This is a genomic window from Streptosporangium sp. NPDC050855 (assembly GCF_044456585.1).
GTDB lineage: Bacteria > Actinomycetota > Actinomycetes > Streptosporangiales > Streptosporangiaceae > Streptosporangium > Streptosporangium longisporum.
The window spans coordinates 395,736-411,686 of the sequence record NZ_JBITFY010000002.1 but is presented as its reverse complement, the minus strand read 5'-3'; the positions used below and the strand labels follow the sequence as shown (position 1 = coordinate 411,686).

Sequence of the window (15,951 nt, the reverse complement as noted above, 5' to 3'; positions counted from 1 at the left end):
TAGGCCCGGTTTCGTCACGGACGGGATTCCCCGGTCCCGTCGCGGGCGGGGCCCCGCGCGGGACCGCGGGCCCTTCCGCCGGGGATCCGCCCGCGGGCGGCGAACCTCCCCGACGGGCGGGGATCCCTTTTCAGGACGCGTGTTCCCCGATGTGCCCAAGGCCGCCGAGGACCCCGGCGTGGACACGGCCAAGAGGGCGGGCTCCCTACCCGCATCGAGTAGATAGGCGCGTCTAACAGCTGGATTGCCCCCTAACAGGGGGTACATTCGGTCATCATGAGCGAGCAGCACGAACCCCTGCCGAGGGTGGCCGTCCTCTTCGGCGGCCGCAATTCCGAGCACGCCGTCTCCATCATGGGAGCGGGAAGCGTGCTGGAGGTCATCGACCGGTCCAGGTACGAGGTCGTCCCCATCGGGATCGCGCGGGACGGCCGGTGGGTGCTCGCCTCGGGGGAGCAGCGCTACGCGATCGAGGGCGGCGAGCTGCCCGTGGTGGACGCGCAGAGCGCGACGCTGGCCCTGACCTCGGGCGGCGGCTCACTGGTGGCCTACGACCCCGGCAGCATCCCCGTCGAGCTCGGTCACGTCGACGTCGTCTTCCCCGTGATGCACGGGCCCTTCGCCGAGGACGGCACGATCCAGGGACTGCTGGAGATGGCCGGGGTCCGCTACGTCGGCTCCGGGGTGCTGGCCAGCTCGGTCGGCATGGACAAGGCGTACATGAAGACGATCCTCGCCGCCGCGGGCCTGCCCGTGGGCCCGTACGTGGCGATCCGCGACCGCGACTGGCGGACCGAGCGCGAGCGGGTGCTCAAGGAGGTCCAGGAGCTCGGCTGGCCGGTCTTCGTCAAGCCCGCCCGCGCCGGGTCCAGCCAGGGCATCTCCAAGGCGGCCGACCTGGGGGAGCTGGAGCGGGCCATCGAGTTCGCCCGCGAGCACGACCCCAAGGTGCTGGTGGAGGCGGCCGTCGTCGGCCGCGAGATCGAGTGCGCGGTGCTGGAGTCACCGGGCGACGAGGCCCCCCGGGCCAGCCTGCCCGGTGAGGTGCTGGTCCACGGCGACCACGAGTTCTTCGACTTCGAGGCCAAGTACATCGGGAACGACATGTCGCTCTCGGTGCCCGCGGACGTCCCGCAGGAGACGGCCGAGGAGCTGCGGGCGATGGCCGTGCGCGCCTTCGAGGCGCTGGGCTGCGAGGGCCTGTCGCGGGTCGACTTCTTCTACACCCCCGACGGACGGCTGATCGTCAACGAGATCAACACCATGCCGGGCTTCACCGCGATGTCGGTCGCGCCGCAGCTGTGGGCCGCCACCGGGGTGCCGTACGCCGAGCTGGTCGACCGGCTGATCCGGCTCGCGCTGGCCCGCCCGGCCGGACTGCGCTAGACGGGCTCATCCAGAGGCCGGACGGCCTCTGGATGAGCCGGTCGGACGGATCCTGTGCGCCGCGCGGGAGGACGCTCCGGCGGGACGCGCGTCAGGGCGCGTCAGGGCGCGTCAGGGCGCGTCAGGGCGCGTCAGGGCACGTCAGGGCAGGGCCGCCTTGATCGGTGCCGCGAGGTCGATGAGCACGTTCTGCGGGGTGTGCTCCCGCGCGATCGTCACCTCGACGTAGGCTTGCCTGCCGATCGCGGTGAAGAGCGCCGGCCTGGCCGGGTCGGCGTACCAGGCCACCCCGTCGAGCTCGGGCACCTGGTCGGTGGCCGACATCGTCACCGGGCGCGGCACCCCGCAGCGCAGCGCTATGCGGCCCTGCCCCCACACCGCGACGTACGGGGAGACGGGGTCGGACTCCGCGCGTTCCTCCCCGTCGAGCACGCGCGGGAGCCGCTCGGCCAGCGACCGGCACCCCGCGACGGCGGGACCCTCGGGAACGGGCGGTTCGATCCGGACGGCACCGCCGCACCCGGCCAGCATCAGCAGGGCGCAGACGTACCCGGCCCGGCGGGCGAACCGGCGTGCCATCGCGGATGTCTCCGATCAGATGTGGACGATCGGGCACGTGAGGGTACGCGTGATGCCCTCGACGCCCTGGATCTGCGCCACCACGAGCTTGCCCAGCTCGTCGACGTTGTTCGCCTCCGCCCGCACGATCACGTCGTACGGACCGGTGACGTCCTCGGCCTGGGTGACCCCGGAGATGCCGGAGATCTCCCGAGCCACGCTCGCGGCCTTGCCGACCTCGGTCTGAATAAGGATGTAGGCCTGCACCATCACGACCTCCCGGGCGATTGGATCAGTGCCGAAGGGCCACCGTACCCTGTGATGAACGGGAGGTGTGTCATCACAGTAGGAGATCTCGGCGAATTCGGGGTTGTTGCACGTATTGCCGGACGCCTGTCCCAGGGCGGGACGGTACTTCTGGGCCCCGGGGACGACGCCGCGGTGGTGAGCGCTCCCGACGGGCGGGTCGTCGTCACGACGGACCTGTTGCTCGAGGGTAGGCACTTCCGCCGCGATTGGTCCAGTGGCTACGACATCGGCCGCAAGGCCGCGGCGCAGAACCTGTCCGACGTGGTGGCCATGGGGGCCGACCCCACCGGCATCGTGGTCGGCCTGGGGCTGCCCGCGGACGCGGCCGTCGGGTGGCTGGACGACCTCACCGACGGTTTCCGCGACGAGTGCGACCTGGTCGGCGCCGGCGTGGCGGGGGGCGACATCACCCGCTCCGAACTCGTCGTGGTCGCCGTCACCGCCCTGGGGGACCTGGGCGGGCGGGCACCGGTCACCCGCTCGGGGGCCCGGCCGGGGGACGTGGTCGCGATCACGGGCCGCCTCGGGTACGCCGCGGCCGGGCTGGCCCTGCTCGGCGCGGGCCCGCCCGAGCTGATCGAGCCGTCCGAGCTGATCGAGCTGATCGATGCCCACCGCCGCCCGGAACCCCCCTACGCGCGCGGCCCGCAGGCCGCCGCGCTCGGCGCCACCGCCATGCTCGACGTCAGCGACGGGCTGCTCCAGGACCTCGGTCACGTGGCCGCCGCCTCCGGGATCGCGCTGCTGCTCGACCCCGGGGCGTTCACCGTCCCCGCGGTGATGCGCGAGGCCGCCCGGCTGACCGGTACCGACCCGCTGGAGTGGGTGCTCTCCGGCGGGGACGACCACGCGCTCGCCGCGACCTTCCCGGCCGGGGTGCGCCTGCCCGAGGGGTGGACCGTGGTGGGCCGGGCCGCCGAGGGGACGGGAGTGCAGGTCAGCGGCATGTCCCTGGCCCGCGGCGGGTGGGACCACTTTCGGGAGTGACGTTCCTCACCTGTTGTGATGTTTGTGAAAATTGCGACAAACGGTTACCGAACTGGTATGAAGATGGGCGGTCGTGATTCCTCCGAGAAAGGGGCTGTATGGGCCGCCACGGTGCGAACGGGGAAGAGACATCCCCGGACCGGGGTAACCGCGGGCCGGAGTCCCCTCCGGAGCAGGACCGCCGGGACGAGCCGGTCGGGCGCAGGCTCCGTCCCGAGGAGTCCGTCGTCACCGAGCCCCGGACGGGTTTCCTGGGATCGGGCTGGACCTCCGAGTCCGAGCCGTCCGGCTCGGCAGACCCCTGGCCCGAGGACGGGAAGAGGTCCGGCGGACGGGTCGGGAAGACGCTGCTCGCCGTCGCCGCGGTGGCCGTGCTGCTCGGCGGGACCGTGGCCGGGGTCCGCGGGCTGACCGGTTCGGAGAAGCCCGCCGGCTGCCCGGCCACCGGATGCGTCACGGCGGCGTCGAACCGGCCCGTCCCGGCCGAGGAGACCACCGATCCCGGCGAGCTCGGCGACGGCACCGACGGCACCGGTGACATCGGGGACGCCGCGCCGTCCGAGGAGCCCTCGGAGGCGGGCGACGAGGCCACCGCCGCCCCGACCCCGGCCGTCACCCGCAGGGGTGGCGGGGTCACCGCGGCCCCCCGGCCCACCGCGACGCGCAGGGCCACCCGCGCTCCCCGGACCGACGAGGACGGGTCCCGCACCCGCAGGCCGTCGTCCACCGGCGAGCCCGACCCCAGGGTCACCACCGCCGAACCGCTGGTCAACGAGGCCCCCAGCCAGGAGCCCACCGGGGTGCCCACGCAGGTGCCGAGCACCACCGCGCCCGCCCCGGACCCGGTCCCCAGCTCCGGCGGGGCCGTGGAGCGCCCCGCGCCGCTCGCGGGGGGCGCCGCGATCACGGTCGGCGCCGACCTGATGGACGAGGAGGCCCGCACCTACACCGTCCAGCTCGTGGTCGCCGCCGACGCGAACGTCGGCGACCTCACGGTGAGCGTGCCGGTCAGCGGCCGGGTCTCCGCGCTGGAGGGCGCCGAGTGGCGGCAGGTCGGCGACGACCTGGTGATCGAGTCGCCGGCCGGCCTGGAGGCCGGAGAGCCGCTCGTGGTCACCTTCACCGCGCGGGGGGACGCGGAGATCCCGCGGACCTGCCGGAGCGACCAGGGGGAGTGCTCCGTCGACTGAGCCGGTGCCCTCGGAACCGAACTGGTTGGATGGGGACATGACCGATTCGACTCCCCCTCGCGTCCTGACCGTCGCCGGTTCCGACTCCGGAGGCGGCGCGGGCATCCAGGCCGACCTGAAGACCATGCTGGCCCTCGGGGTGCACGGCATGAGCGTGATCGCCGCCGTGACCGCCCAGAACTCGCTGGGCGTGCAGGGCTACTGGGAGCTCCCCGCCGAGGCGGTCCGGGCCCAGCTCGACTCGGTGCTCGGCGACATCGGCGCCCAGGCGGTCAAGACCGGCATGCTCGCCTCGCCCGTGCTGGTGGAGACGGTCGCCGGGGTGCTGGCGGGGCTGGACGTTCCCGTGGTGGTCGACCCGGTCGGGGTCTCCAAGCACGGCGATCCGCTCCTGGCCCCCGAGGCCGTGGAGACGATGAGGTCGCGGCTGCTGCCCGTCGCCACCGTGGTCACCCCCAACCTGTGGGAGGTGCTCCAGCTCACCGGCGTGAAGGTCGAGGACGAGTCCGACCTGCGCCGTGCCGCCGACGCCGTGCTGGAGCTCGGCCCGGCGTGGGCGCTGGTCAAGGGCGGTCACCTGCCGGGCGCCCCGGTGGACCTGCTGACCGACGGGAGGCGGGAGTTCCGCTTCACCGCCGAACGCCACGACAACCGGCACACCCACGGCACCGGCTGCACCCTGGCCTCGGCGATCGCCTCCCACCTGGCCCTGGGCGAGGACGTGCCCGGTGCCGTGGAGAAGGCCAAGGCGTACGTCACCGGCGCGATCGCGCACGGGTTCCCCCTGGGGTCGGGCATCGGCCCGGTGGACCACGCCTGGCGGCTGCGCCCCGCCTGACGTCCCCGCGGGCCCGGAGCCCGGGTGAGGGGCTTCCGGGGCCCCGGACGTCGCGGCCGGCCCGCGGCCCGGTCCCCGCGGCCCGGTCCGTGTGGCCCGCTCCGACCGCGGGCCCTCGGAGCGCCGGGAACGACGAAGCCCGCCGTCCCGATGCGGGACGGCGGGCTTCGTGAAGTCCGGCTAGCGGGTGACCTTGCCCGCCTTGATGCAGGAGGTGCAGACGTTCAGCCGCTTCGGCGTGCCGTTCACCACTGCGCGCACGGGCTGGATGTTCGGGTTCCAGCGGCGGCGGGTGCGGCGGTGCGAGTGGGAGACGTTGTTGCCGAAAGTCGGCTTCTTAGCGCAAACGTCGCAAACGGAAGCCACGGTTCGCTCCTTAGATCAGTCGAGAGGCTCGATCCGCCGCACTGCCGGGCGGTCATCGGGCATGCCGGGACGACCGGCTGGCCATACGAGAATATCCGATGTCCGGTCGTGCACGCGAACGCGAGCCGCCGTGAACGGCCGAACGGGGATAATCTCCGGAGGCAACCGTAGCGCATCGCGGGACGCGTCACCGCGGGTCGCGCCCGGCCGGCATCGACAGGCACCCGTCGGCACCTGCCGGGACGATCACGGGCCCGGGCGGTCCGCCCGGGATCAGGAGGTCAGGAGTGCTGCAGGTTCTCGACCCGCCCGCGGTCCGCAGGTGGTCGCGGCTGGCCGCGGAGACGCTGGGCAGGGGACGCGAGGAGATCGACGCCCTCAACGTCTTCCCGGTGCCCGACGGCGACACCGGTACCAACCTGCACCTGACCATGCTCTCGGCGGCGGAGGCGCTCGACGGGCTGCCCGGCGACGCGGACGCGGCCCTGACCTGGCAGACGCTCGCGCAGGGGGCGCTGCTCGGTGCCCGGGGCAACTCCGGGGTGATCGTCAGCCAGGCGCTGCGCGGCCTCGCCGAGGTGCTCGGAAAGGCCCGGGGGGACGGCCTCGATCTCGGACGCGGCCTGGTCAGGGCCGCCGAGCTGGCCCGCGCCGCGGTGTCCAGGCCGGTCGAGGGCACGATCCTGAGCGTCCTGACGGCCGTGGCAGCGGCGGTACGCGGCGCTCCCGCGGACACCGGGCGTCCCTGCCCCGACCTGGCCTCGGTCGCGCGGAGCGCGGCACGGGAGGCGCGCTCCGCGCTGCGCCGTACCCCGGAGCAACTGGAGGTCCTGGCCCGCAGCGGGGTGGTCGACGCCGGGGCCGCCGGGCTGACGGTCATCCTGGAGAGCCTCGCCGCCGTCGTCACCGACTCCTACACCGGGCGGGTGGACATCCCGGCCCGGCGCCCCGTCCCGCCCGCGCGCGGGGAGCGGCGGGAGGCCGGGGAGACCGGCGAGGGACCCGGCAGGGCCGGGAGGGCCGGTGATGCCGGCCACTTCGGCTACGAGGTGATGTACCTGCTGGACGCCGGGGAGGCCGAGGTCGCGGCGCTGCGCGCGGAGCTCGACGCGCTCGGCGACTCGCTCGTGGTCGTGGGCGGTGACGGGCTGTGGAACGTGCACGTCCACGTCGACGACGCGGGCGCCGCGATCGAGGCGGCCCTGCGGCTGGGACGGCCCCACCGGATCACGGTGACGTACCTGTCCGGCCACGGCAGGACCCATCCGGTCACCGGGGGCCGGGGCGTGGTGGCGGTGGCCGCCGGGCCCGGGCTGGCCGCGGTGTTCGAGGAGGCGGGGGCCGTGGTCGTACGCCGCGAGCCCGGTTCGACCCCGTCGCTGGCGGCGGTGCTGGCCGCGATCAGGAAGGCCGGGTCGCAGGTCGTGGTCCTGCCCAACGACAGCGGGGTCCGCGAGGTCGCGATGGCCGCCGCGGAGATCGCCAGGGAGGAGGGGCTGACGGTCGGGGTGATCCCGACCAGGGCCTCGGTGCAGGGGCTGTCGGCGCTGGCCGTGCACGATCCGCTGCGCAGGTTCGACGACGACGTGGTGGCCATGACCGAGGCCGCCGCGCACACCCGCCACGGGCACGTCTGGGCGGCCGACCGCGAGGTGATGACCAGCGCGGGCCTGGTCGTCCCCGGCGACGTCCTGGGGGTGGTCGACGGGGAGGCCGCGGTGATCGGCGCGGATCTGACCGGCACCGCCCTGGAGGTGGTCCGCCGGCTGGTGTCCTCGGGCAGCGAGCTGGTCACCCTGCTGGAGGGCGCCGGCGCCTGCGGGGAGCCGGCCCGCGCGGTGGAGGAGTACCTGGCCGCGGCCAGGCCGGACGTCGAGGTGGTGCGCTACGAGGGCGGGCAGGGCGGCTATCCGCTGCTCATCGGGGTGGAGTGAGCCGGGCGAGGTGAATTCTGTCGCCGCGGCACGGTAGAAAACTCGGGTGACGAGCTTCGACGAGCCGCTGGCGAAGGCGCTGGACCCCAGGACGGCCAAGCTGCTGGAGAGCGTTCTCGACCTGCGCACCGTCGGCGACCTGCTGCGGCACTACCCGCGCCGCTACGCCGAGCGGGGCGAGCTGACCGACCTCGACGACCTGCAGGTCGACGAGCACGTCACCGTGGTGGGCGAGGTCACCAGGGCCATGCGCAGGCCGATGCGGAACAAGAGCGGCACCTGGCTGGAGGTCGAGGTGGCCGACGCCCGCGGCAGCAAGATCTACCTGTCGTTCTTCGGCAAGACCTCGCACATCGCCGAGACGCGGCTGCGGCCGGGCAGGCGGGGCATGTTCGCCGGCAAGGTCGGCGCCTTCGGCCAGGGCGACAAGCGCAAGTGGCAGCTGTCCCACCCCGAGTTCGAGATGATCGAGGAGAACGAGACCGGGGCCGAGGAGTTCGCCTCCGCGCTGGTGCCGATCTACCCGGCGGGCAAGGACGTGACGCCCTGGGCGATCCGCAGGGCGCTGGGGGTCGTCCTCGACACCCTGGGCGAGCTGGACGATCCGCTCCCGGCCGCCCTGCGGGCCCGGCACCGGCTGCCCGGCCTGTCGGACGCGCTGCTGGCGATCCACCGGCCCCGCGACCACGCCGACGTGAGCAGGGCGCGCAAGCGGCTCAGGTTCGACGAGGCGTTCCTGCTCCAGGCGGTGCTGCTGCAGCGCAAGATGGCGGCGGCCGCCTGGCCCGCCACGCCCCGGCCCGCGATCGAGGGCGGGCTGCTCGCCGAGTTCGACGGGCGGCTGCCGTTCGAGCTCACCGAGGGCCAGCGCGAGGTGGGCGAGGAGATCGCCGCCGACCTGGCCCTGCCGCACCCCATGCACCGGCTGCTCCAGGGCGAGGTGGGCGCGGGCAAGACCGTGGTGGCGCTGCGGGCGATGCTCCAGGTGGTCGACGCCGGGGGACAGGCCGTGCTGCTGGCCCCCACCGAGGTGCTCGCCCAGCAGCACCACCGGTCGATCTCGGCCATGCTCGGCGACCTGGCGGGAGGCGGCATGTTCGGCGGCACCGCGGTCGCCCTGCTGACCGGCTCGCTGGGCGCCGCGGCCCGCCGCTCGGCCATGCTCGACGCCGCCTCGGGCACGGCCGGCATCGTCGTCGGCACCCACGCCGTGCTGCAGGAGCGCGTCCAGTTCGCCGACCTCGGCCTGGTCGTGGTGGACGAGCAGCACCGGTTCGGCGTGGAGCAGCGCGACGCCCTGCGGGAGAAGGCCGGGGGCGGGCGGCCGCACGTGCTGGTCATGACGGCCACGCCCATCCCGCGCACGGTCGCCATGACGGTCTTCGGCGACCTCACCGTCTCCACGCTCTCCCAGCTGCCCTCGGGGCGCGCCCCGATCACCACGCACGTGGTCCCCGCGGCGGAGAAGCCGCACTTCCTCGACCGGGCCTGGACGCGGCTGCGCGAGGAGATCGGGCTGGGCCGCCAGGCGTACGTGGTCTGCCCGCGCATCGGCGACCTGGAGGGCGACGAGGGCGACATGTCCAAGGCCGACGACGAGCGCAGGCCGCCGCTGGCGGTGCTGGAGGTGGCCGAGACCCTGTCGGCGGGCCCGCTGGAGGGGCTGCGCGTCGAGGCGCTGCACGGCAAGCTCCCCCCGGAGGACAAGGACGCGGTGATGAGGGCCTTCACCCGGGGGGAGATCGACGTCCTGGTGGCGACCACCGTCATCGAGGTCGGCGTCGACGTCCCGAACTCCTCGGTCATGGTCATCATGGACGCCGACCGGTTCGGCGTGTCCCAGCTCCACCAGCTCCGCGGCCGGGTCGGGCGGGGCGGGCTGCCCGGCCTGTGCCTGCTGGTGACCGACGCGCCGGGCGGCACCCCCGCCCGTGCGCGGCTGGACGCGGTGGCCTCCACCCTGGACGGCTTCGAGCTGTCCCGTGTGGACCTGGAACAGCGCAGGGAGGGTGATGTGCTCGGTGTGGCCCAGTCGGGGCGCAGATCGTCGCTGAAGATGCTGGAGCTGCTGCGCGACGAGGACGTCATCCACGCCGCGCGCCTGGACGCCGAGGCCATGCTGGAGGCGGACCCGGAGCTTGCGGGCCATCCGGTGCTCCGCGCCGAGATCGACAGGCTCCTCGCGGACGAGCGCGCCGAGTACCTGGAGAAGGCGTGAGGCCCGCCCCGGCGTCTCGGTCGTCTCGGGCGTCTTCGGGCGTCTTCGGGCGTCTTCGGTGTTCCGGGCGCCTCGGGTGTCCGGGACGTCTCGCGGGTGCCGCGCCGTCCCGCGGGGTCGTCTCGGGTGTCCGGGCGCCTGGTGCGTTCGCGGGGTCGTCTCGGATGTCCGGGCGCCTGGTGCGTTCGCGGGGTCCCGCGGGTCCGCGCCGTCTCGCGTGTCCGCGGGGTCCCGGGTGTCCCGGGTGTCCGGGGTGTCTGGCGCCTCCGGGGGGTCTCGCGCCCGCTCCGGGCCGAAGGGCCCAACTGCGGGGACGGCCTCCCCCCGAATGCCGTCCCCGCCTGGGCCCACTCCCGGGTCAGGTGCCGAGAGCACCGGCGTGCGGAAGGGCTCACGATCACGCCGGTCGGCCTCCCCCTGGGTCACTTGGAGGCCGCAGGAAACATCATGCAAGGGACGGGCACCGGACGGAACGACCCTTGCGCTTTCGTCGCCACTCCTTGCCCACTCTTGACCTAGATCACCTGCCAGGACCCTTTTGACCTGCGGTTATGTGATGCGTCGCGACACGCCGGGCTGCATGGGCGCCGCCCGGGGCACCCGTCGCGGGCCGGGCGGGCGGCGTCCGGGGCCCGGATCGGCGGGGCGGGGCGCGCGGCGCGCTGAGAGGATGACGGGGTGAGCCGAGTCATCGCGGGAAGCGCAGGGGGGCGGCGGCTGGCCGTCCCGCCGGGGCGGGGGACCCGCCCCACGAGCGACCGGGCCAGGGAGGGGATCTTCTCCACGGTGGGGTCGCTGATCGGGCCGCTGGAGGGCTGCGCGGTGCTCGACCTGTACGCGGGCTCGGGAGCGCTCGGGCTGGAGGCGCTCTCCCGGGGGGCCGATCACGTGGTGCTCGTGGAGTCCGACCCCCGGGCGGTGCGCACGATCAGGCAGAACGTCGCGTCACTGGGCCTGGACGGGGCGCGGGTCGTCGCCGACCGGGTGGAGCGCCTGCTGACCAGGGGGGCCGGGGCGGGGCAGGATCCCGGCACGCCCGGGAACGCACGGGGGAGCGCGCCGGGGGAGGTGCGGGGCGACGCCGAGGGCGGCCCGGGGGGCACCGTGCGCGCGTACGACCTCGTCCTCGCCGATCCGCCGTACGCGCTGGGGGAGCAGGAGGTGCGGACGGTGCTGGAGCTGCTGCGCGACCGGGGCTGGCTGGCGCCGGACGCGCTGGTCGCGGTGGAGCGGGAGAGCCGGGGCGGCGACCTCGTCTGGCCGGAGGGGTACGAACAGGAGAGGGTCCGTCGTTATGGCGAAGCGTCCGTTTGGTACGGTCGCGCCTCCGGGAATCCTTAGAGCAGGGGGTCCACCTTGCGTCGCGTTGTCTGTCCGGGATCGTTCGATCCCGTCACGAACGGTCATCTGGACATCATCGGCCGGGCCTCCCGGCAGTACGACGAAGTCGTCGTGGCGGTGCTGATCAACATCGAGAAGAAGAGCCTCTTCACGGTGGAGGAGCGCATCCAGACGCTCCAGACGGTCACCAAGGAGTACGGGAACGTCCGCGTGGACAAGTTCCACGGCCTGCTGGTCGACTACTGCAGGCAGCAGGAGATCCCCGCCATCGTCAAGGGCCTGCGCGCGGTCAGCGACTTCGACTACGAGCTCCAGATGGCCCAGCTCAACTACCGGATGTCGGGGGTGGAGACCCTGTTCATGGCCACCGGTCCCGAGGTCTCCTTCCTGTCCTCCAGCCGCATCAAGGAGATCGTCAAGTACGGCGGCAGCGTGGCCGGGCTCGTCCCGGACCTCGTGCAGGAACTTCTGGTCGAACGGCTCAGGGGCTAGGCACTGGTATTCTCTTGTTTCGGCCTTGCACGACGGCGGTGATGCGCCATGCCTAATGAGAGTGAAATGAACCAGCGCAACCTTGACCCCCGAGCCCCATGGGTGATCTCGACCCATGACCTGGGGCGGCGGCCAGGGTCGATGCGCCGGATGAGTCTCGTTCTCCCGGCACCGGCGGACATCGGCGTCGACATGATCGGCGTCCCCAAGGACGCCGACGTCGAGCTGGACATCCGGCTTGAGGCGGTCATGGAGGGTGTGCTCGTCACGGGCACTGCGCGGTCCCCGCTGCGGGGGGAGTGCGCACGCTGCCTGGAAGCGGTCACCTCGCACACCGAGGTGGAGTTCCAGGAGCTGTTCTTCTACTCGGCAGAGGATGCTGCCGAGGGTGACTCGCTTCTCGACGGTGAACTTCTCGATCTCGAACCCGCGTTTCGCGACGCGGTCGTGCTCACGCTTCCGCTGAGCCCGGTCTGCAGTGAGGACTGCGCCGGGCTCTGTGTGGAGTGCGGGGTCAGGCTGGCGGACGCCGAGCCCGACCACGGCCACGAAGTCATCGACGCCCGCTGGGCCAAGCTGCAGGGCCTGGTTCCGGAACATAACAACGATCAGGAGAGCTGACGTGGCTGTCCCAAAGCGCAAGATGTCGCGGAGCAACACTCGCTCCCGCAGGTCGCAGTGGAAGGCCGCCGCGGTTTCGCTCGTGAGCTGCCCCCAGTGCCGCTCGCCGAAGCGTCCGCACGTGGCATGCCCGACCTGCGGCACGTACAACCGCCGTCAGGTGATCGAGCCCTCCGCCTGATCGCACTCTGACCGACGGCCGCCGGCCGGGCCCCCAGGGGTCCCGGCCGGCGTCACCGTCCTCACCCCTGCGATGGCGGTCCGCCCGCGGCTGTGGTGGACGCCGGGGTTCGCGGTAGAACGCGTACCTACTTTCCCGGCGCCCACCACGTCTTCGGGGTCTTCGGGCACTTTCTCCTTCATTGCTTCGCCATCGCGCATTCGATGACAGAACGTGCGAGGAGAAGTCATGGCCACGAGCGTCAAACCGGTCGCCGTCGAGTCCGTCAAGGACGAGCTGGAGCGCCTGCTGGCGGTCCATCTGGACGTCGCCATCCTGGAGCGGGCGCTGACGCACCGCTCCTACGCGTACGAGAACGGTGGCCTGCCCACCAACGAGCGCCTGGAGTTCCTGGGCGACTCGGTGCTGGGCCTGGTCGTCACCGACACCCTCTACCGCAACCACCCCGACCTGCCCGAGGGGCAGCTGGCCAAGCTCAGGGCCGCGGTGGTCAACATGCGCGCCCTGGCCGACGTGGCCCGCTCGCTGGGCCTGGGCCGTTTCCTGCGCCTGGGCCGGGGCGAGGAGGGCACCGGGGGCCGCGACAAGTCCTCGATCCTGGCCGACACCCTCGAGGCGCTGATCGGCGCGATCTACGTGAACAGGGGCCTGGAGGAGGCGTTCCGCGTCGTCCACCTGCTCTTCGACCCGCTCATCACCCGTTCGGCCTCGCTCGGCGCCGGGCTCGACTGGAAGACCTCGCTGCAGGAGCTGACCGCCTCGGAGTCGCTCGGCGTGCCCGAGTACCACGTCGAGGAGAGCGGGCCCGACCACGCCAAGTCCTTCACCGCGGTCGTGCGGGTGGGCGGGGAGGCATACGGCGCGGGGTCGGGGCGTTCGAAGAAGGAGGCGGAGCAGCAGGCCGCCGAAGCGGCCTGGAACCGGATCCGCCAGGACCGGGAACGACGCGACGTCGGCTGATCCACCGCCGGAGGAGGGGCACATGCCCGAGCTGCCCGAGGTCGAGGTGGTCCGCCGCGGCCTGGAGCGATGGGTCTCCGGGCGGGTGGTCGCCCACGCCGAGGTGCTCCACCCCAGGGCGATCAGGCGCCACCTTCCCGGTGCCGAGGAGTTCTCCTTCCGGCTCAAGGGCCGTACCGTCGGGGTCGCCGAGCGCCGGGGCAAGTACCTGTGGCTGCCCCTGGACGGGGCCGACGCGATCCTGGCGCACCTGGGGATGAGCGGCCAGCTCCTGGTCACCGAGCCCGGCTCGCCGCCGGAGAGGCACCTGCGCGTCCGGATCTCCTTCACCGACGGCGGCCCCGAGCTGCGCTTCGTCGACCAGCGGACCTTCGGCCACGTGCTGGTGACCCCGATGGCGCACGCGGGCGGCCGGGCGGTGCCCGAGCCGATCGCGCACATCGCGGCCGACCCGTTCGAGGAGCACTTCGACGACGAGGGGTTCGCCCGGCGGCTCCGGCTGCGGCAGACCGAGATCAAGCGGGCGCTGCTGGACCAGTCGCTGATCAGCGGGGTCGGCAACATCTACGCCGACGAGGCCCTGTGGCGGGCCAGGCTGCACGGTGCCCGCCCCACCGGGGCGCTGACCAGGCCGAAGATCGCCGAGCTGCTGGCGGCGGCCCGGCAGGTGATGACCGCCGCGCTCGCCGAGGGCGGCACCTCCTTCGACAGCCTGTACGTGAACGTCAACGGCGAGAGCGGCTACTTCGACCGGTCCCTGGCCGTCTACGGCAGGCGTGACCTGCCCTGTTCCCGGTGCGGCGCGCCGATCGTGCGCGAGGCGTTCATGAACCGCTCCTCCTACAGCTGTCCCCGCTGCCAGCCCCGGCCCGGAAGGGCCCTGCGGTGACGGGCACCGGAGCCGCCCGGGAGGTCGCCGGGACCGGGGCATCCGAGGCCGGTATGCCCGGTGCCAACGCCCATGAGGGCGACACGCCCGAAACCGACACGCCCGGGGCCGGCGCGGAGGGCACCCGGCGGGTGCGGCTCACGGCCTGGGTCCGGGGGCGCGTGCAGGGGGTGGGTTTCCGCTGGTGGACGCGGTCCCGCGCGCTGGAGCTCGGCCTGACCGGCTGGGCGCGCAACACCGCGGACGGCCGGGTCGAGGTGGTCGCCCAGGGGACGCGGCGGGCGTGCGAGGACCTGCTGGAGCTCCTGCGGGGCGGCGACACGCCCGGACGGGTGGACGTGGTGGTCGAGCGGTGGAGCGAGCCCAAAGGTAGTCCAGAGGGTTTCGTCGAACGCTGACCACTTCCCTAAACCACCCAAAATAAGATATATTTAGCCGTCGAGAGTGCCCATCGGTGCATCCATCCGGAGCGTTCAGCTTGACCGTCTCCCTCACCGGTGCGACTCTTGATAAAGAACCACGCGCACCCCTCCCGCGGCAAAGAAGTGCGCGAACCAGTCTGGTCACTCAGCGTGGAGGACCCTTTACTATGGCGAAGGCTCTACTCGGCCACGTCGGCGGTCCCGACCCTCGGATGGTCTCGGAAATGCGTCGTCTTCAGCAGCGCATCCGTGACCTGGAGGGAGAGCTCACCCGGCTCCAGGCCCAGAACGACGAACTCGCGGCAGGCAGTCGCGACGAGGAGTTCAACCGTCTGCAGGATCGCGAGCCGGCTCTCACCTAACGGGGGCCGGGGCGGAACACAGTCCAGGGACGCCTCGACGGGGCGTCCCTTGTCATATGACGACACATATACCTTGTTCAGGTCATGTGCGTTCTATATGCCGTGCCAGGAAGGTCAGCTGCTCGGGTAACACCCGGCGGCGGTAGGCCGTGTCCTGGCACCCGTCGGCGATCCCGCCCTCGGCCGTGGCGCCCAGGGCCTTGAGGGCCTTGAGCATGGTCTGGGTCTGCCGGGCCCACGGGTCGCGCTCGCCGCACCCCAGCCAGACCGGGATGTCCACCAGCTCGCGCAGCGGGGCCTGAGCCGCGCTCACCGCGGGCGACGCCGCCACGACCGCCCCCACCTGCTCGGGACCGAGCTCCGCGGCCAGCCTCAGCGCCCCGGCCCCTCCCGAGGACCACCCCATCAGGCCGATCTTCGCGGTGTCCATCCCGTTCGAGGTCAGATAGGGCAGCAGCGACCCCGGAATGTCGGCGGAGGGCCAGTCGTCGATCGAGGCGACCGCGAACCGGCCGCCGCCCGCGGCCAGGTAGCGGTGGACGGCGTAGACGCCGAACGGCGTGCGCGCGCTGCCCGCGGCCCCGTGCAGCATGACCACGACGGGAAGCCCGTCCTGCGCCCCCGGAGGCAACCCCACGATCACCCGCCGCCGGTCCACGCGGCTGCGCTGGATCGTTCCAGGCGACGTCACCGGGGGGCGGGGCAGCGCCCCGCAGACGATCTGTGCGTACGCGCCCCGGATGCCGTCCGGCCCGGCCGCCAGCGCGGCGGCGCCCAGGGCGAGCACGGTCAGCCCGCCCCCGGCCAGGAAGGCGCGCCGTCCCGGCCCCCGTGTCCCGTCCGCGGGTGACGGGTCGCCGGACCCGCGGGGCCGGGAGCCCGCCGGTTCGCCCCCGG

At 73.1% G+C, this 15,951-nt stretch carries 18 protein-coding genes; 14 read left to right on the top strand and 4 right to left on the bottom strand.

Annotated features, from left to right (window positions below; genetic code table 11):
* Positions 1–276 precede the first annotated feature (276 nt).
* Positions 277–1,386, top strand: coding sequence for a D-alanine--D-alanine ligase family protein (locus tag ACIBCT_RS07000; RefSeq protein WP_399186457.1), 1,110 nt, complete (start codon positions 277–279; stop codon positions 1,384–1,386).
* A 141-nt stretch (positions 1,387–1,527) separates the two neighbouring features.
* Here ACIBCT_RS07000 and ACIBCT_RS06995 read toward each other — a convergent pair whose 3' ends face one another.
* Both ACIBCT_RS06995 and ACIBCT_RS06990 read right to left on the bottom strand, forming a co-directional pair.
* Positions 1,528–1,965 carry a DUF3515 family protein gene (locus ACIBCT_RS06995; protein WP_399186456.1) on the bottom strand — a complete coding sequence of 146 codons (438 nt, stop codon included), beginning with the start codon at positions 1,963–1,965 and terminating at the stop codon, positions 1,528–1,530.
* A gap of 15 nt (positions 1,966–1,980) precedes the next feature.
* On the bottom strand, positions 1,981–2,214 hold the full coding sequence (locus ACIBCT_RS06990) for an Lrp/AsnC family transcriptional regulator (RefSeq protein ID WP_399186669.1): 234 nt from the start codon (positions 2,212–2,214) through the stop codon (positions 1,981–1,983).
* On the opposite strand from ACIBCT_RS06990, the gene ACIBCT_RS06985 reads away from it, so the two are divergent.
* The 3 genes from ACIBCT_RS06985 to thiD all read left to right on the top strand — a co-directional run bounded on the left by ACIBCT_RS06985 (position 2,206) and on the right by thiD (position 5,268).
* Positions 2,206–3,240, top strand: a complete 1,035-nt coding sequence (locus tag ACIBCT_RS06985; RefSeq protein ID WP_399186668.1) for a thiamine-phosphate kinase — start codon at positions 2,206–2,208, stop codon at positions 3,238–3,240. The two genes, ACIBCT_RS06990 and ACIBCT_RS06985, sit on opposite strands and share 9 nt — an antisense overlap.
* Positions 3,241–3,338: 98 nt before the next feature.
* On the top strand, positions 3,339–4,430 hold the full coding sequence (locus ACIBCT_RS06980; RefSeq protein ID WP_399186455.1) for a hypothetical protein: 1,092 nt from the start codon (positions 3,339–3,341) through the stop codon (positions 4,428–4,430).
* A 37-nt stretch (positions 4,431–4,467) separates the two neighbouring features.
* Positions 4,468–5,268, top strand: a complete 801-nt coding sequence (gene thiD, locus ACIBCT_RS06975) for a bifunctional hydroxymethylpyrimidine kinase/phosphomethylpyrimidine kinase (RefSeq protein ID WP_399186454.1) — start codon at positions 4,468–4,470, stop codon at positions 5,266–5,268.
* A 180-nt stretch (positions 5,269–5,448) separates the two neighbouring features.
* Here the strand turns inward: thiD and rpmB are convergent, their stop codons facing one another.
* Positions 5,449–5,634, bottom strand: a complete 186-nt coding sequence (gene rpmB, locus ACIBCT_RS06970; protein ID WP_012894387.1) for a 50S ribosomal protein L28 — start codon at positions 5,632–5,634, stop codon at positions 5,449–5,451.
* A gap of 287 nt (positions 5,635–5,921) precedes the next feature.
* Here rpmB and ACIBCT_RS06965 point away from each other — a divergent pair, with 287 nt between their 5' ends.
* The 10 genes from ACIBCT_RS06965 (at position 5,922) to ACIBCT_RS06920 (ending at position 15,054) form a co-directional block, all read left to right on the top strand.
* Positions 5,922–7,568, top strand: a complete 1,647-nt coding sequence (locus ACIBCT_RS06965; protein ID WP_399186453.1) for a DAK2 domain-containing protein — start codon at positions 5,922–5,924, stop codon at positions 7,566–7,568.
* A 46-nt stretch (positions 7,569–7,614) separates the two neighbouring features.
* Positions 7,615–9,786, top strand: a complete 2,172-nt coding sequence (gene recG, locus ACIBCT_RS06960; RefSeq protein WP_399186452.1) for an ATP-dependent DNA helicase RecG — start codon at positions 7,615–7,617, stop codon at positions 9,784–9,786.
* Between the two features lie 678 nt (positions 9,787–10,464).
* Positions 10,465–11,127 carry an RsmD family RNA methyltransferase gene (locus ACIBCT_RS06955; RefSeq protein ID WP_399186451.1) on the top strand — a complete coding sequence of 221 codons (663 nt, stop codon included), beginning with the start codon at positions 10,465–10,467 and terminating at the stop codon, positions 11,125–11,127.
* Between the two features lie 15 nt (positions 11,128–11,142).
* Positions 11,143–11,619 (top strand): pantetheine-phosphate adenylyltransferase, encoded by a 477-nt coding sequence (gene coaD, locus ACIBCT_RS06950; RefSeq protein ID WP_344894246.1) that lies wholly within the window; start codon positions 11,143–11,145, stop codon positions 11,617–11,619.
* A gap of 66 nt (positions 11,620–11,685) precedes the next feature.
* Positions 11,686–12,240, top strand: coding sequence for a YceD family protein (locus ACIBCT_RS06945; protein WP_399186450.1), 555 nt, complete (start codon positions 11,686–11,688; stop codon positions 12,238–12,240).
* A 1-nt stretch (position 12,241) separates the two neighbouring features.
* On the top strand, positions 12,242–12,421 hold the full coding sequence (rpmF, locus tag ACIBCT_RS06940) for a 50S ribosomal protein L32 (RefSeq protein WP_012894381.1): 180 nt from the start codon (positions 12,242–12,244) through the stop codon (positions 12,419–12,421).
* Positions 12,422–12,649: 228 nt separating this feature from the next.
* The gene (rnc, locus tag ACIBCT_RS06935; protein ID WP_344894252.1) at positions 12,650–13,381 is read left to right on the top strand and encodes a ribonuclease III; all 732 of its coding nucleotides are present in this window, start codon (positions 12,650–12,652) and stop codon (positions 13,379–13,381) included.
* A 22-nt stretch (positions 13,382–13,403) separates the two neighbouring features.
* Positions 13,404–14,270: a bifunctional DNA-formamidopyrimidine glycosylase/DNA-(apurinic or apyrimidinic site) lyase gene (mutM, locus tag ACIBCT_RS06930; RefSeq protein WP_399186449.1), complete on the top strand. Its 867-nt coding sequence runs from the start codon at positions 13,404–13,406 to the stop codon at positions 14,268–14,270.
* A gap of 53 nt (positions 14,271–14,323) precedes the next feature.
* Complete coding sequence (locus tag ACIBCT_RS06925) at positions 14,324–14,668, top strand: acylphosphatase (RefSeq protein WP_399186667.1); 345 nt, start codon at positions 14,324–14,326, stop codon at positions 14,666–14,668.
* Positions 14,669–14,859: 191 nt separating this feature from the next.
* Positions 14,860–15,054, top strand: coding sequence for a hypothetical protein (locus ACIBCT_RS06920; protein WP_344894261.1), 195 nt, complete (start codon positions 14,860–14,862; stop codon positions 15,052–15,054).
* Positions 15,055–15,136: 82 nt separating this feature from the next.
* Here ACIBCT_RS06920 and ACIBCT_RS06915 read toward each other — a convergent pair whose 3' ends face one another.
* On the bottom strand, positions 15,137–15,841 hold the full coding sequence (locus ACIBCT_RS06915) for an alpha/beta hydrolase-fold protein (RefSeq protein WP_399186448.1): 705 nt from the start codon (positions 15,839–15,841) through the stop codon (positions 15,137–15,139).
* Positions 15,842–15,951 lie beyond the last annotated feature (110 nt).

Bases quoted from the DNA above. Each gene is read 5' to 3' on its own strand.
- ACIBCT_RS07000 (WP_399186457.1), top strand. From the start codon at position 277: ATGAGCGAGCAGCACGAACCCCTGCCGAGGGTGGCCGTCCTCTTCGGC.
- ACIBCT_RS06995 (WP_399186456.1), bottom strand. From the start codon at position 1,965: ATGGCACGCCGGTTCGCCCGCCGGGCCGGGTACGTCTGCGCCCTGCTG.
- ACIBCT_RS06990 (WP_399186669.1), bottom strand. From the start codon at position 2,214: ATGGTGCAGGCCTACATCCTTATTCAGACCGAGGTCGGCAAGGCCGCG.
- ACIBCT_RS06980 (WP_399186455.1), top strand. From the start codon at position 3,339: ATGGGCCGCCACGGTGCGAACGGGGAAGAGACATCCCCGGACCGGGGT.
- thiD (WP_399186454.1), top strand. From the start codon at position 4,468: ATGACCGATTCGACTCCCCCTCGCGTCCTGACCGTCGCCGGTTCCGAC.
- ACIBCT_RS06945 (WP_399186450.1), top strand. From the start codon at position 11,686: ATGAACCAGCGCAACCTTGACCCCCGAGCCCCATGGGTGATCTCGACC.
- rnc (WP_344894252.1), top strand. From the start codon at position 12,650: ATGGCCACGAGCGTCAAACCGGTCGCCGTCGAGTCCGTCAAGGACGAG.
- mutM (WP_399186449.1), top strand. From the start codon at position 13,404: ATGCCCGAGCTGCCCGAGGTCGAGGTGGTCCGCCGCGGCCTGGAGCGA.
- ACIBCT_RS06925 (WP_399186667.1), top strand. From the start codon at position 14,324: ATGCCCGGTGCCAACGCCCATGAGGGCGACACGCCCGAAACCGACACG.
- ACIBCT_RS06920 (WP_344894261.1), top strand. From the start codon at position 14,860: ATGGCGAAGGCTCTACTCGGCCACGTCGGCGGTCCCGACCCTCGGATG.